Source organism: Bordetella tumbae (genome assembly GCF_965139195.1).
Classification (GTDB): domain Bacteria; phylum Pseudomonadota; class Gammaproteobacteria; order Burkholderiales; family Burkholderiaceae_B; genus Bordetella_A; species Bordetella_A tumbae.
Genome location: NZ_CBCSJH010000035.1, coordinates 30,928 through 44,441, shown reverse-complemented (window position 1 = coordinate 44,441; position 13,514 = coordinate 30,928). Strand labels below are relative to the sequence as shown.

Below are 13,514 nucleotides of genomic sequence, written 5' to 3'. Positions count from 1 at the left end.
ACCTTCAGCATCCGCTCCACTCGACTTTGAGGCGCCCGGCCGGGCCGATTGCCTCGGCTCGACTGGCAGCAACTAGAGCTCTCTGCATCGCTGGCACGACTCGTGTGCTTGGCGTTTTTTGCAGCCGTGTTGGCAAAGAAGAAGATCTTGCGGTGCTGCTTTCGGCGCGCGCCCTGCGCGCCCACCTCAAGCGATCGGTCCGGGCATGCAGGAGGGGTGGCGTGGTGCCTGGTTGGAGGATCTGCTTGGCTGCGATCGCGGCTTGCGATGGTGTTGCGTAGTGCACTTCTTTGATGAGGCATCTATTGCATGCATGTGCCATCCCGTGGCCTCACGCCAATGCAGCAGTTCGAGAGATATTTTGTCTAGCAACAGCGTTCAAACCTTCCGGATCTCAACGCCTGCCTTCAGCAACGCCTGTCTAAGCCCCTCTGCAAACACGACCGCATTAGGCTGATCGCCATGAATGCAAAGCGTGTCTGCTTGAACGGGAACATCACGGCCATTGACCGAGCGGACAACTCGATCCTGGACCATGCGCAGCACCTGAGCGACGGCCGTGTCCACGTCTTCGATCATTGCACCCGGCTGAGTGCGAGGCGTCAGGGATCCATCGTCCTGGTAGGTGCGATCGGCAAACACCTCGTTGGCCGCGCGCAAGCCGAGTTCATTTGCGGCCTCGATGAGATAGCTGCCCGGCAAACCATACAGGACAAGGCTTGCGTCGACATCGTGCACTGCGCGGGCAATCGCCTGGGCTAGAGGGCGGTCTTTGACGGCCATGTTGTAGAGCGCGCCGTGAGCTTTGACATGATGCAGACGCGTGCCTTGCGTGGCAGCGACGGCGGCCAGGGCGCCGACCTGGTAGACCACCATATCGTAGGCTTCCTGCGGCGTTACCTGCATCGGGCGGCGGCCAAAACCCACCAGATCGGGCAGGCTCGGATGGGCGCCGATTGAAACGTTGTGTTTGAGCGCAGCGGCGACGGTCTTGCGCATGGTGGAGGGATCGCCACCATGAAATCCACAGGCGACGTTCGCTGAGCTGACAAACTGCAGCACCGCATCGTCGTTGCCCATGTGCCAGGCGCCGTAGCTTTCGCCCATGTCGCAGTTCAGATCGATGACGAGATTGGTGGTGGCGGTCATGATGAAGTTCCTGATAGGACGAATGATGGTGAGTGCCCGTGACGATGCAGGATGGGCGTCGGATTCAGTGTTCGATGGCTAGCCGAGGATCAACATAATCCTAACCCGTATGACTCAGGCTCGCAGCAACGCCCGTAACGATGCGAGCGCTTCTTGCAACTGCGTGAAGGCTTCTTCGCGTTCGCCGTCGAGCCGTTGCGCTTCGTCGAGATCGATCGATGCAAAGCGCACGCTTTGCCCCGGTCGGCGTTGCGCGAGATCGGGCAAGTCTACCGAGATGACCTGCGCGATCTTGGGATAGCCACCGGTACTCTGGCGATCCGCCATGAGGACAATGGCTTCGCCACCGGACGGAACCTGAACGGTGCCGTAGCCGGTCGCCTCGGACAGAATTTGGCGCGGCGTGGTCATGGCCAGCGGCGGGCCTTCCAGGCGATAGCCCATGCGATCGGACTGGGTACTGATGCGGAACTCGGCATGCAACAGATCGTGTTGCGACTCGGCAGTGAACTCGTCCCAGTGCACTCCCGGGAGTAGCCGCAGATAGTCGCGTGTCCGTCCAGACAATGCCGACGGCACATAAACGCGGATCTGCCATAGCGCCTGAGCCAGCTCGGATAGCGACTCTGACGCGGTGGGCAGTGACGCCTGCAGTCCGATGACATCGCCTTTGGCCAAGGCGCGCCCTGTATGGCCGCCAAAACCGCCACGTACATAAGTGCTCGTGCTGCCCAGGACAGGCGTTAGCGCATAGCCTCCATGAATAGCGAGATAGGCTCGTACGCCCGTATCTGGAGGCGCAGTGCCAAACGCCAACACATCACCCGCACGCGCGATCAAGGGGCGATAGCCTGTAATCGGATTGCCGTTGAGCGTAGGCTGCAAGTTGGCGCCGGTAATGGCAAAACAGGCGGGCGCCTCGAATCGCAACGTCGGGCCCGCCAAGGTGATTTCCAACGAGGCGTGATCTGCATCGTTGCCCGCCAGCAAGTTCGCCAGGCGATGGGCCCGCAGATCCATCGCGCCACAGACTGGGACGCCCACGTGCTGGCTGCCTGTGCGGCCAAGGTCCTGGAAGGTCGATAGCACGCCGGGCTTGAGGACGGTGATACTCATCGCGTGGCCTCGCGCAGACGGTCAAACTCTGTGGCGTCGATCGGCACAAAGCGCACTCGATCACCGGGCTGCATCAGGGTCGAGGGCGTGCGCGCCGGATCGAATAATGACAGCGGGGTCGCACCGATGATGTTCCATCCGCCTGGCAAGCGGCTGGGATACAGCACGCTTTGGCGGTTGGCGACGGCGACGGAGCCGGGAGGGACCGCTGTGCGCGGTGACGCACGGCGAGGGATATTCAAGCGTTCGTCGTGTACGCCGATGTACGGCAAACCTGGGGCGAATCCCAGCATGAACACCAGATTGCCCGGTTGCGTGTGCAAAGCGATGACCTCGTCGGTCGAGATGCCGGCATGCCGCGCCACCTCGTCCAGATCGGGACCATATTCCCCGCCATAACAGACCGGGATCTCGACATCTCCTCCCGTTTGCGTATCGGGCGTGATGCCCTGCGACAGGAGCCGTTCGATTTGTGCGGCGAGCTCAGCGTAACGCGGCCCGTGCCGGCCATTGGGCTGGTAGTGCACTGCCAATGCAATGAATGAGGGAACAACGTCCGTCACGCCGGGCAGCTCGGCCTGTCGCAGCAGATTCGCTGCAGCCAGGCAAAGGCGACCGATCGACATGTCGATCTGGTCGCCGAAGTAAATCATCAGGCAACGATCGCCCTGCGGCAGAATGCGCCAGGCGGTTGAACTGGATGTGAGAGAAGATTCGTTCACCAGGGCAACCGCCTCCAGACGGGATTATTTTGCGAACAAAGAGTCCAGGTTCTTGAACGACTTGAATTCCAGAGCGTTGCCCGACGGATCCAGGAAGAACATCGTGGCCTGTTCGCCGACTTCGCCTTTGAAACGGACGTAGGGCTCGATCACGAATTTCGTGCCGGCATCGGTCAGTTTTTTGGCCAGAGTTTCCCAGTCTTCCATGGGCAGGACCGCGCCAAAGTGGCGAACCGGTACGTCATGGTCGTCGACGGCGCTGGTCGATTTGTGACCGCATTCGTCGGGCGACAAATGGGCAACGATCTGGTGGCCATAGAAGTTGAAGTCCACCCACTCAGGCGCGCTGCGCCCCTCCGGACAGCCTAGCAGGTCGCCATAAAATGCGCGGGCCTCGGCAATGTCGCGGACAGGAAATGCGAGGTGAAAAGGGGGCAGGACGGCAGGGGGGCTCATACAAACTCCGAATCAATAAGAATAAATCAAAATAAGTGGGCCTGTGTCGCGATCCAGCCACCGAAAAACTCAGCGTATGGATAACGATCGCATGGCAGATAGTTTAGCCACTGTTTTTTTGATAGAAAAACGATATTTTTTGGGTCTGAGTATCAAAAAAATCGATTATTTAATTGGGAGTGTGTCGGGAATCATCGGGGCAGATTCATTGGGACTGTTTGAGGGTGTGTCGCACTCGCGATCCGGGTGATGAGTTTCCCGATCGAACAACAGTACAGCAGAGAGGCGAGNGGCGCCCACTCGGACGCCGCTATGTCCTATCCGTAACGGTCGTTCAGACCAGATCGCAGCGCACGGTAATGGGGTGATTGCGCAACGTCGCCAGTACGGCGTCGCTGACCTCGCCGTCGACGTCTGTGATCACGTAGCCTACCTGGCCGCGTGTCTGCAGGCTCTGGCTGACAATGTTCAGGCCCTGTTCGGCCAGCAGATTGTCCAATGTACCCAATGCCCCAGGTGCGTTGCGATGCACGTGCAAAATCCGCGCCTCGCCTGCCGGTTCTTGATACGGCAGTTCCGGGAAATTGACTGCACCTTTGGTCGTGCCGGCCTGCAGGAATCTCACCAGTTTTTCCGCGACCTCGCGGCCGATGTTTTCTTGGGATTCTTGTGTGCTGCCGCCGATGTGCGGCGTCAACAACACGTTGGGCAGACCAATCAGCGGGCTGGCCAGCGGCTCGTTGGGGCCCTTGGGCTCGGTGGGGAAGACGTCCAGCGCAGCGCCGGCTAAATGGCCGGACTTCAGCGCCGCGTGCAGCGCATCGATATCCACCACAGTGCCGCGTGAGGCGTTGATCAAGATCGCTCCGCGTTTCATCTGCGCCAGCGTGTCGGCATTGATCAGGTTTTCTGTGCTTTTGCCGCCCGGCACGTGCAACGTCACTACATCGGCTTGCTCCAACAATTCCGCCAGCGTGGTCGCTGCCCGGGCATTGCCCAGTGGCAATTTGCCCTCGACGTCATGGAATACGACCCGCATGCCGAGGCTTTCCGCCAGTGTGCTGATCTGCGAGCCGATATTGCCGTAGCCGATGATGCCCAGCGTTTTGCCCCGGGTTTCGAATGCGCCCGTGGCAGATTTATCCCAGTGTCCCTGATGCACGCGGGCATTTTTCTCCGGGATACGGCGCAACAGCAGAATCGCTTCACCGAGCACCAGCTCAGCGACCGAACGCGTGTTCGAAAATGGCGCATTGAATACCGGGATGCCACGTTGCATCGCGTGATTCAGATCCACCTGATTGGTGCCGATGCAAAAGCATCCCACCAGCCGCAGATCGGGAGCAGCGGCAAAGGCCTCCGCATCCATTTGCGTGCGAGAACGGATCCCCGCCACGTGCGCGCCGCGCAGGGCCTCGCGCAACTCAGACGGCGGCAGGGCCGTTGCATGCGTGACGATGTCGGTGTAGCCCGCTGCGGCGAAGACTTCGCGGGCGCTGGGATGGACGTTCTCGAACAGGACAATCTTGGTCATGGATGCGGCAGGGGGAAAGGCAGTGAAAAAGGGGCAAGCCCGAACGGAAAGAGTAAATGAAACTCTTTTCAATCATTGTGACGCAGTTTGGCGCGCGGGACCCGAGAGTCCATTCGGTCTGTATGGCGATAGTGCCGTTCAGGCCGCCGCGACCCTTTCCGCCGGGAAATACAACGCGAACGTGCTGCCTTTGCCCGGTTCGCTGGTAATGGTCAGCTCTGCATCGTGACGGATGGCGATGTGTTTGGTGATGGCCAACCCCAGGCCCGTGCCGCCTGCGGCGCGCGAACGGCCTCGGTCAACCCGGTAAAAACGCTCGGTGAGACGCGGGATATGCAGCGCTGCGATGCCGATCCCCGTGTCTTGGACGCTGTAGCGTGCTCCGCCATCGGACGCGCCCTGCCAGCGCACGGTGATGGTGCCGCCATCGGGCGTATAACGCACGGCGTTGGTCAGCAGGTTGGACATGGCCGATGCCAGTTCAGTCTCTGCGCCCAGAACGTCCAGGGACTCGTCGATATCCCAGTGAAAGACATGCCGGCCGGCGGAGAGGGCTTCGATCTGCTGGCGGGTGGTCTGCAAGAGGGCGGGCACGTTTACGGCTCGCGGGTCGGACCCGGGCGACGACTCGAGCGTGGACAGGGTCAGCAGGTCTTCTACGATGGCCTGCATGCGCAAGGCCTGCTCGTGCATCATGGACAGGTATTGGGCACGCTGCTCTTCGTCCAATGCCTCGGCAGGCATATCGCGCAACGTTTCCAGAAACCCGGCCAATACCGTCAGCGGCGTGCGCAGTTCGTGCGATACGTTGGCGACGAAATCGCGCCGTGTCGTTTCCAGCTTTTCGATTTGCGTGACGTCGCGCGTGATCAACAGGCGGCGATTGCTGGCGTAGGCGGCCAAGTGCATCATCATGACGCGCTCTTGCCCCCCATGAGCCAGGCGGACCAGGATGGGCTCGGGCCAATCGCTGCGGTGGGCATAGGCGACAAACTCCGGTGCGCGCAGCAGATTCAGCAGATTCTGGCCGCGGTCGGCCGGCAGGTTCAGCGTCAAATGGTGACGCGCGACGCGATTGCACCATTCAATTTGAAAATCTTCGTTCAGCGTCACAACGCCGTCGGGCAAGGCCTGGGCGGCAGACAGCATGCTTTGCATGGCCGCACGGGCCTCGGCCAAATCTCGTGCACGAGCACGGGTATAGCGATACAGCGGCGCCAGAATGTCGTCCCAGGGCCCGACCGAGGCGGGGGGGGAGGTTTCTGGGTGGTGCGCCCAGTGCGATACCGAACGCAGGCGCCAGCTGCGCCAGAACAGCATGAATAACAGCGCTGCGCAAAATACCAGCCAACCCGCCGGGTTGCCGATCAGCCATTGCAGGAACAGCGAAATGATCGCCCAGAGAGCGACCAGGAAAAAAGTGCGCAGCCAGATCATCGTGGCTGTTTTTTACCGTGCCGGGACCTGTGCCGTAAAGCGATATCCGCTGCCACGGACCGTTTCGACGTGCGAGTCATGGCCCGACGGTTCCAGCGCTTTGCGCAGGCGGCGGATGTGCACGTCCACCGTGCGCTCTTCGACGAACACGTGATCGCCCCACACTTGATCCAGCAGTTGCGAGCGGGAGAACACGCGTTCCGGGTGCGTCATGAAGAAATGCAGCAGACGGAACTCGGTCGGCCCGATCGACAGCGATTGTTCGTTGCCTGACAGGCGGTGAGTCACGGGATCGAGTTTCAGGCCGCTGACGTCGATGATGTCGTCCGTCAACTGTGGCGCGCGGCGGCGCAGGACCGCCTTGATGCGCGCCATCAGCTCTTTGGGCGAGAATGGCTTGGTGATGTAATCATCGGCACCGGCTTCCAGGCCATCGACCTTGTCCTGCTCGGACCCTTTGGCCGTCAGCATGATGACAGGGACGGCGCGGGTGCGTTCGCTGTCGCGCAGCTTGCGAGCCAGCGCCAGGCCGGAGGTGCCGGGCAGCATCCAATCCAGCAATATCAGATCGGGTAGCTCGGCGCGGATCAGGGTCTGGGCCTGTTCAGCGTCGAAAGCGCGCAAGACTTTATGGCCGGCAAACGAGAGATTGACGGCAATGAGTTCTTGGATGGCGGGTTCGTCTTCGACGACAAGAATGGTGCTGGACATTGGCAATAGAGGCAGACGATGAGCGCCGGCAGGCGCGAACATTGCGATAGTATGGCCGGAATATTTCAGGTATGTGACGAATTGGTGTTTTGCTGCCTGCTTTCTGCTGACTTGGGCCTCGATCGGCTACCATTGCGTCATATACCGGGCTCTTACTATGCAACAAAACCCTGATTCTTCTTCTGATTCGGCCAGCACGCATTTCGGTTTTCAATCCGTCCCCGAAGACCAAAAGGCGCGCAAGGTCGCCGAGGTCTTCCATTCGGTAGCGTCGCGCTATGACGTCATGAACGATTTGATGTCAGGCGGCCTGCATCGCATCTGGAAGGCCTTTACCATCGGCCGCGCTGCCATCCGTCCTGGCATGAAAGTGCTGGATATCGCCGGCGGGACGGGCGATCTGGCCAAGGCCTTTGCGCGCCGTGCGGGCCCGACGGGCGAGGTTTGGCTGACTGATATTAACGATTCCATGCTGCGCGTGGGGCGGGATCGCATGACCGATGCCGGGCTATTGTTGCCCACTGCAGTCTGTGACGCTGAGAAATTACCCTTTCCATCCGGGTATTTCGACCGGGTCAGCGTGGCGTTCGGTCTGCGTAATATGACTCATAAAGACCGCGCGTTGGCAGAAATGACGCGCGTGCTCAAACCCGGCGGAAAGCTGCTGGTGCTGGAATTCTCGCGCGTGGCGCGTCCTCTGGCGCCGGTGTATGACTGGTATTCGTTCAACGTGCTGCCCTGGCTGGGCAAGAAAGTCGCGGGGGATGAGGCCAGCTACCGCTATTTGGCGGAATCCATCCGCATGCATCCCGACCAGGACACCCTGGCCGATATGATGCGTACGGCAGGTCTGGAACGCGTGCAGTATTTCAACCTGACGGCGGGCGTGACGGCTCTGCACGAAGGGGTGCGCCTGGCCTGAGCGCCGGCAGATACAGGCCCTCAGGGGCGATGTGCGGCGGTTGCCTCCAGAGGCGCGGGCCTGAGGGCGTTACACCTCCGGCAGCCGCTTCGCCATGCGGTTTCGCCGGGATGGATTATTCAAAGGGAATACGCGATCGAGCGGGAACTTGTCGTTCGCCGGCTTGTCCGTTATTCTTGAGGTATTCAGCTTTCTGTCAGAAAGCGTTCAACAAAAAGCCAGCCACCTAGCGGGGGGCTGGCGGGCAGGGGTCATTCAGGCCCCGGTCACGTGTCAGGAGTCACACAATATGTCCCGATCCGGAATTTCCCGGTTTTTCGCCGCAGCATTGATTGCTGTTGCCGGCACGGCGATGTTGGCGACGTCATTCGACGCCGAAGCCCGTCGCATGGGCGGGGGCAGCAGCGTAGGCCGTCAGTCCACCAATATTACTCAGCAGCGCCAGGCCACGACGCCGCCGGCGAGCGCAACCACCACCAACCGTACGGCGGCACCGGCTGCCGCTGCGACGGGCGCGGCAGCCGCAGGCACCGCCGCGAAAAGCGGTATGTCGCGCTGGTTAGGTCCGATCGCCGGTATTGCCGCCGGTCTGGGTATCGCGGCCTTGCTGTCGCATCTGGGCCTGTCCGGTGCATTTGCCGAATTCATGTCCAGCATGTTGCTGATCGCACTGGTCGTGTTCGCCGTGATCTTCATCGTGCGCCGTCTGCGCGGTGCGGGTGGGCGTCGTCCGGCGATGCAGGGTGCTTATGGCGCCAACAACGCGGCACGTCAGGGTGATGACCGCCAAGGCCAGCAGCCTCTGTGGCGCGAATCGCTCGCGCCGTCGGCCGCTGCTCCCGCCGCCGCTGCAGCAGCGGCACCTGCCGCCGCCGAGTTACCGGCGGCCGGCGACAGCGACAATTGGTACGTTCCCGGCGATTTCGACAGCACGGCTTTCCTGGCAAACGCCAAGAAGCAGTTCGTGGAAATCCAGGCCATTTGGGATAGCGGTAATACCGATCGCCTGCGCGAGTACTTGACCGACGATCTGATCGCCGAGCTCAAACAACAGTTGACCGAGCGCGGTGCGGCGCCCAGCCAGACCGAAGTCGTCTTGCTGAATGCCGAGCTGTTGGGCATCGAGACGGTGTCTGACGGTCATTTGGCCAGCGTGCGCTTCTCCGGCATGCTGCGCGATGCCCCGGGTACCGAGGCGTTCCGTTTCGAAGAGGTCTGGAACCTGTTCAAGCCTCAACAAGGCGGGTGGCTGTTGGCCGGTATTCAGCAGATTCCTGTGGAATACGCCAGCTGATCTGGATCGGGGCCGGAACATTTCTGTTGATTCGGTCTGGTCCTTAGCCACTGCAGAGGGCACCGTTCGTGCGGTGCCCTCTTTTTTGCTACCGAGCCGCCTCAAGGTAAAAAAACTCTTGGGGGCGGCAAGCTGAAGGCGCAGCGTGGGCTTTTTAACGCCGAGCACCTTCAAGCAAGGTCGATTTCCACGGGTTGCAGCCCGTTTTCAGGGACGGCATGCCCTGACCCGGTAAACTCCGGGTATCTCCGTTTTTTTTGGCGGGGTCTGCCAGTGCAGGCTCGCTTTGCATCGATGTTGCCTTTTTCCTTTTTGCCCACTCCGTCGCGGTTAGCCGTTCGCGCGCTCAACGGCTTGTTGTCGCGTGAAGACTGGGCGCGCGAGCGTCTGTCGCGCCACGCGGGCAAAACCGTGCGTTTTGCGCTGGGCGGCTTTGTGACTGGCTTGGCGATCAATAGCGAAGGCTATGCCGATCTGGCTGATACCGCGGTGGTACCCGACGTCACCCTGACCGTCAATCCAGGCAAGCTCAATCCTCTGGGAATGCTGCCCGGGCAGGATCGGCCCGATGTTGCCGAGGCAACGCATATCGAGGGCGATGCCGCGCTGGCTCGCGTGGTGGCTGATCTGGCGGAAAACCTGCGTTGGGACCCCGAGGACGATTTGTCGCGGCTGGTCGGTGATATTCCCGCCACGCGTCTAATGGCTGGCGCCCGTGCGGCGGGCGAGGGTGCCAAGGCCGCGGTGTCCAGTCTGAGCCGCAATGTATCGGAATATTTAGCCGAAGAGCGCGGCGTTCTTGTCGGGACCTCGCTGCTGGAGCAGTGGAGGCTGGATCTCGCCGACTTGAATCAGCGACGTGAGGACGCTGCCACGGCGGCAGCGTCATTGGATGCGCGCCTGGCTCGCCTGGCTGCGAAGCGAGGCGCTTGATTCATGCTCAGCTTTTTCCGAGTCCTTCGCATTCTGTGTGTCGCCTACCGTTACGGTCTGGACGATCTGGCCTTGTCCAGCCTCAATCATCCCTTGGCAAAGGGGCTGCGATGGTTGCTGCGTCTGGGACGGCGGCCGAAAGCACCTCGAGGGCTGCGGCTCAGGCGTGCACTGGAGTCGCTCGGTCCCATTTTCGTGAAATTTGGCCAGGTGCTTTCCACCCGGCGCGATCTGATTCCGGCGGATATTGCCGACGAACTGGCGCTATTGCAGGATCGTGTGGCGCCGTTTCCCTCGGCCGAGGCTGCAGCATGTATCGAGGCCGCACTGGGGGCACCTCCGTCCAAATTGTTTGCTCAGTTCGAGGTGGATCCTGTGGCCTCGGCATCTATTGCCCAGGTGCATTTTGCGGTGCTCCACGACGGCCGTGAGGTCGCGGTAAAGGTCTTGCGTCCAGGCATGCGCCAAGCGATCGAGCGGGATTTGTCGTTGCTGCATATCGTGGCGCGCATCGTCGAGCGCACCGGTGCGGATGGGCGGCGCCTGAAACCCCGCGAGGTCGTCGCAGAGTTCGACAATTACTTGCATGACGAGCTGGACCTGGTGCGCGAGGCCTCGAACTGCAGTCAACTGCGCCGCAATTTTGACGCTGCATCGGGGCGAGGCGATTTGCTGATCGTGCCCGAAGTGATCTGGGAATACACCGCAGCCACGGTGTTCACCATGCAACGGATGTACGGCATTCCCGTGGGGCAGATCGATCGCTTGCGCGCTGCGGGCATTGATATTCCGACACTGGCGCGCAGTGGCGTCGATATCTTCTTTACTCAAGTGTTTTCCGATGGGTTTTTCCATGCGGACATGCATCCGGGCAACATTTACGTTTCTGATCGGCCCGAGACGCTTGGGCGTTATATCGCGCTGGATTTTGGCATCGTCGGCTCGCTGTCGGAGTTCGACAAGAATTATCTTGCGCAGAATTTCCTGGCTTTCTTTCATCGGGACTACCGCCGCGTGGCGCAGTTGCATATCGAGTCTGGCTGGGTGCCGGCCGATACTCGCGAAGAGGAACTCGAGGGGGCTGTACGCGCCGTATGCGAGCCCTATTTCGATCGGCCATTGTCCGAAATTTCGTTAGGGCAGGTGTTGCTGCGCCTGTTCCAGACGTCACGGCGTTTCAACGTCGAGATTCAACCGCAGTTGGTACTGCTGCAAAAAACATTGCTCAACGTCGAAGGGCTCGGCCGGCAACTCGATCCGAATCTGGATCTCTGGAAGACAGCCAAGCCTTATCTGGAAAACTGGATGCGGCGTCGTATGGGGTTTGATGGCTTTCGACAGTCGTTGACCAAAGAAGCCGCGCAATGGTCGCAGACATTGCCGGCCTTGCCGCGCTTGATGTACGAGCAGCTCAGCCGTCCTGACACGGCACCGCAGTTGCTTAGTGAAATGACCCGTTTGCGCCACGCGCAAGAACAGGGAAACCGCCTATTGATCGCCTTGACGGCGGTATTGGCGGTCGCAGTGGGGGTGGCCTTGTGGGCACTGACTCGCTGATACGCTGACTGTGCGTCTGTCATGATTTTGTCGTAATTCTGTCATGACAGATTCGCACGCAACAGCGATAAACACGCTTGCGTGACATGCGCATAGCGTCCGGGCCGTGATGACACGGCATTCCGAAAATGATAGCGCCCCACGCGGGAAAATTAAGGGCCACACCATGCTTTATCCTGAACTCTTCAAGACCATGGAAGCCGTGCGCTGGAACATGGCGAGCGATATTCCTTGGCACGAATTTGATCGTAGCAAGCTCTCGGATGAACAGGCGTACACCATCAAGATGAACGCCATCACCGAATGGGCAGCGCTGCCGGCGACGGAAATGTTCTTGCGCGATAATCGCGGTGATAGCGATTTTTGTGCGTTCATGTCGGTGTGGTTTTTCGAAGAACAGAAGCATTCCTTGGTGTTGATGGAATACTTGCGGCGTTTTTGCCCCGAGCTGGTTCCCACCGAGGAGGAACTGCACAAGATCCGTTTCGAATTTGATCCGGCGCCCGAGCTCGACACGCTGATGCTGCATTTCTGCGGTGAGATCCGGTTGAATCACTGGTATCGTCGCGCTGCAGACTGGCATACGGAGCCGGTGATTCGCGAAATCTACCGCACGATTTCGCGTGACGAGGCCCGGCATGCGGGTGCGTATTTGCAGTACATGCGCCGCGCGCTGCATGACCGTGGCGAGCAGACCAGTGCCCAGGCACGCTTGTCGTTTTCCAAGATCGGCGTGCTCATGGCCTCGGCCAGCCGCACCGCGCAGGCGATGCACCCGACCAATTTGCACGTGAACAAGAACCTGTTCCCGAACGACACCGTGCAATCTCGCCTGCCCGAGCCGGGTTGGCTGGAAAACTGGCTGGATACGCAGATTCGTTTCGACGACGTCTGGGAACAGAAGGTCGCGACCCGCATTTTGCACATCCTGTCCAAGCTGATGGGACGGACTTTCGATACGGTGAAGGACCTGAGCCGTTATCGCAAGGAGGTATCGAGCTTGGTTTCTGTAAATAACGAGAAGTCCGGATTGATTGTGCCTGTCGGCGCGTGACACTCATCCTGGGCGGCGGCGTACAATTCAGGTATGTCTGCCGCCCGTTTTGAATCCAAAATCCTGTCCCGCGACGCCTGCGCTGCGGCGATTGCGTTGGGCAAATTGCCCCGGCCGTTGGTCTTTACCAATGGCGTCTTCGATATTCTGCATCGAGGCCATGCTACCTATCTGGATCAGGCCGCTCAATTAGGGGCGACGCTGGTGGTGGCGATCAATACCGATGATTCGGTGCGGCGCTTGGGCAAGGGCGATGACCGTCCGCTCAATCGCCAAGAGGATCGGGCTGCGCTGTTGGCCGCGTTGGAATGCGTGAGCGTCGTCACGACTTTTCACGAGGATACGCCTGTGGAGATCATTGGCGAATTGCGGCCGGATCTGATCGTCAAAGGGGGCGATTACGATATGGAGACGCTGCCTGAGACGGCTCTGGTGAAGACTTGGGGTGGAAGGGCGTTGGCGATTCCGTTTGAGTTTGAGCGGTCTACGACGTCGTTGGTGCGGAAGATTCGGGGCGCGTGACCTCGGCCGTTTGGGGGGGCTGATGAGTTCGTTGTGGCTGAGGGGTTCTTTAGCCGCCGGGGCTCGTCGTGTAAAGGGCGCGCTGGCCCTATCGCCTGGTCTGGCCG

General features: G+C 60.4%; 13 protein-coding genes. 6 read left to right on the top strand and 7 right to left on the bottom strand.

Translation table 11 applies throughout. The features are described 5' to 3' along the window. Positions 1–378: 378 nt before the first annotated feature. The 7 genes from ACNA0J_RS24470 to phoB all read right to left on the bottom strand — a co-directional run bounded on the left by ACNA0J_RS24470 (position 379) and on the right by phoB (position 7,125). The gene (locus tag ACNA0J_RS24470; protein WP_415821501.1) at positions 379–1,149 is read right to left on the bottom strand and encodes a LamB/YcsF family protein; all 771 of its coding nucleotides are present in this window, start codon (positions 1,147–1,149) and stop codon (positions 379–381) included. A gap of 114 nt (positions 1,150–1,263) precedes the next feature. Next, complete coding sequence (locus tag ACNA0J_RS24465; protein ID WP_415821500.1) at positions 1,264–2,265, bottom strand: 5-oxoprolinase subunit C family protein; 1,002 nt, start codon at positions 2,263–2,265, stop codon at positions 1,264–1,266. After that, positions 2,262–2,987: a 5-oxoprolinase subunit PxpB gene (pxpB, locus tag ACNA0J_RS24460; RefSeq protein WP_415821499.1), complete on the bottom strand. Its 726-nt coding sequence runs from the start codon at positions 2,985–2,987 to the stop codon at positions 2,262–2,264. The genes ACNA0J_RS24465 and pxpB overlap by 4 nt, the downstream gene beginning before the upstream one ends. A gap of 24 nt (positions 2,988–3,011) precedes the next feature. After that, complete coding sequence (locus ACNA0J_RS24455) at positions 3,012–3,389, bottom strand: VOC family protein (protein WP_415821518.1); 378 nt, start codon at positions 3,387–3,389, stop codon at positions 3,012–3,014. 388 nt (positions 3,390–3,777) lie between these two features. Then, positions 3,778–4,977: a phosphoglycerate dehydrogenase gene (gene serA / locus ACNA0J_RS24450; protein WP_415821498.1), complete on the bottom strand. Its 1,200-nt coding sequence runs from the start codon at positions 4,975–4,977 to the stop codon at positions 3,778–3,780. A gap of 138 nt (positions 4,978–5,115) precedes the next feature. Continuing rightward, a complete protein-coding gene (gene phoR, locus ACNA0J_RS24445; protein WP_415821496.1) occupies positions 5,116–6,414 on the bottom strand; it encodes a phosphate regulon sensor histidine kinase PhoR in 1,299 nt (432 codons plus the stop codon). Between the two features lie 12 nt (positions 6,415–6,426). Continuing rightward, positions 6,427–7,125 carry a phosphate regulon transcriptional regulator PhoB gene (gene phoB / locus ACNA0J_RS24440; protein WP_094819892.1) on the bottom strand — a complete coding sequence of 233 codons (699 nt, stop codon included), beginning with the start codon at positions 7,123–7,125 and terminating at the stop codon, positions 6,427–6,429. A 157-nt stretch (positions 7,126–7,282) separates the two neighbouring features. On the opposite strand from phoB, the gene ubiE reads away from it, so the two are divergent. From ubiE to rfaE2, 6 genes are all read left to right on the top strand, one after another. Then, positions 7,283–8,047, top strand: a complete 765-nt coding sequence (ubiE, locus tag ACNA0J_RS24435) for a bifunctional demethylmenaquinone methyltransferase/2-methoxy-6-polyprenyl-1,4-benzoquinol methylase UbiE (protein WP_415821495.1) — start codon at positions 7,283–7,285, stop codon at positions 8,045–8,047. Positions 8,048–8,336: 289 nt separating this feature from the next. Continuing rightward, positions 8,337–9,341: a Tim44 domain-containing protein gene (locus tag ACNA0J_RS24430; protein WP_415821494.1), complete on the top strand. Its 1,005-nt coding sequence runs from the start codon at positions 8,337–8,339 to the stop codon at positions 9,339–9,341. A 294-nt stretch (positions 9,342–9,635) separates the two neighbouring features. Next, positions 9,636–10,274, top strand: a complete 639-nt coding sequence (locus tag ACNA0J_RS24425) for a ubiquinone biosynthesis accessory factor UbiJ (RefSeq protein ID WP_415821516.1) — start codon at positions 9,636–9,638, stop codon at positions 10,272–10,274. Positions 10,275–10,277: 3 nt separating this feature from the next. Beyond that, positions 10,278–11,831, top strand: a complete 1,554-nt coding sequence (gene ubiB, locus ACNA0J_RS24420) for a ubiquinone biosynthesis regulatory protein kinase UbiB (protein WP_415821493.1) — start codon at positions 10,278–10,280, stop codon at positions 11,829–11,831. Positions 11,832–11,997: 166 nt separating this feature from the next. After that, positions 11,998–12,885, top strand: a complete 888-nt coding sequence (locus tag ACNA0J_RS24415; protein ID WP_415821492.1) for a ferritin-like domain-containing protein — start codon at positions 11,998–12,000, stop codon at positions 12,883–12,885. A 33-nt stretch (positions 12,886–12,918) separates the two neighbouring features. After that, positions 12,919–13,407 (top strand): D-glycero-beta-D-manno-heptose 1-phosphate adenylyltransferase, encoded by a 489-nt coding sequence (gene rfaE2, locus ACNA0J_RS24410; protein ID WP_415821491.1) that lies wholly within the window; start codon positions 12,919–12,921, stop codon positions 13,405–13,407. Positions 13,408–13,514 lie beyond the last annotated feature (107 nt).

What these genes read in the sequence shown, in the direction of transcription:
- phoR (WP_415821496.1), bottom strand. Translation starts at nt 6,414, where the DNA reads ATGATCTGGCTGCGCACTTTTTTCCTGGTCGCTCTCTGGGCGATCATT.
- ACNA0J_RS24465 (WP_415821500.1), bottom strand. Translation starts at nt 2,265, where the DNA reads ATGAGTATCACCGTCCTCAAGCCCGGCGTGCTATCGACCTTCCAGGAC.
- ACNA0J_RS24470 (WP_415821501.1), bottom strand. Translation starts at nt 1,149, where the DNA reads ATGACCGCCACCACCAATCTCGTCATCGATCTGAACTGCGACATGGGC.
- ubiE (WP_415821495.1), top strand. Translation starts at nt 7,283, where the DNA reads ATGCAACAAAACCCTGATTCTTCTTCTGATTCGGCCAGCACGCATTTC.
- ACNA0J_RS24430 (WP_415821494.1), top strand. Translation starts at nt 8,337, where the DNA reads ATGTCCCGATCCGGAATTTCCCGGTTTTTCGCCGCAGCATTGATTGCT.
- ACNA0J_RS24425 (WP_415821516.1), top strand. Translation starts at nt 9,636, where the DNA reads ATGTTGCCTTTTTCCTTTTTGCCCACTCCGTCGCGGTTAGCCGTTCGC.
- ubiB (WP_415821493.1), top strand. Translation starts at nt 10,278, where the DNA reads ATGCTCAGCTTTTTCCGAGTCCTTCGCATTCTGTGTGTCGCCTACCGT.
- serA (WP_415821498.1), bottom strand. Translation starts at nt 4,977, where the DNA reads ATGACCAAGATTGTCCTGTTCGAGAACGTCCATCCCAGCGCCCGCGAA.
- ACNA0J_RS24415 (WP_415821492.1), top strand. Translation starts at nt 11,998, where the DNA reads ATGCTTTATCCTGAACTCTTCAAGACCATGGAAGCCGTGCGCTGGAAC.
- rfaE2 (WP_415821491.1), top strand. Translation starts at nt 12,919, where the DNA reads ATGTCTGCCGCCCGTTTTGAATCCAAAATCCTGTCCCGCGACGCCTGC.
- phoB (WP_094819892.1), bottom strand. Translation starts at nt 7,125, where the DNA reads ATGTCCAGCACCATTCTTGTCGTCGAAGACGAACCCGCCATCCAAGAA.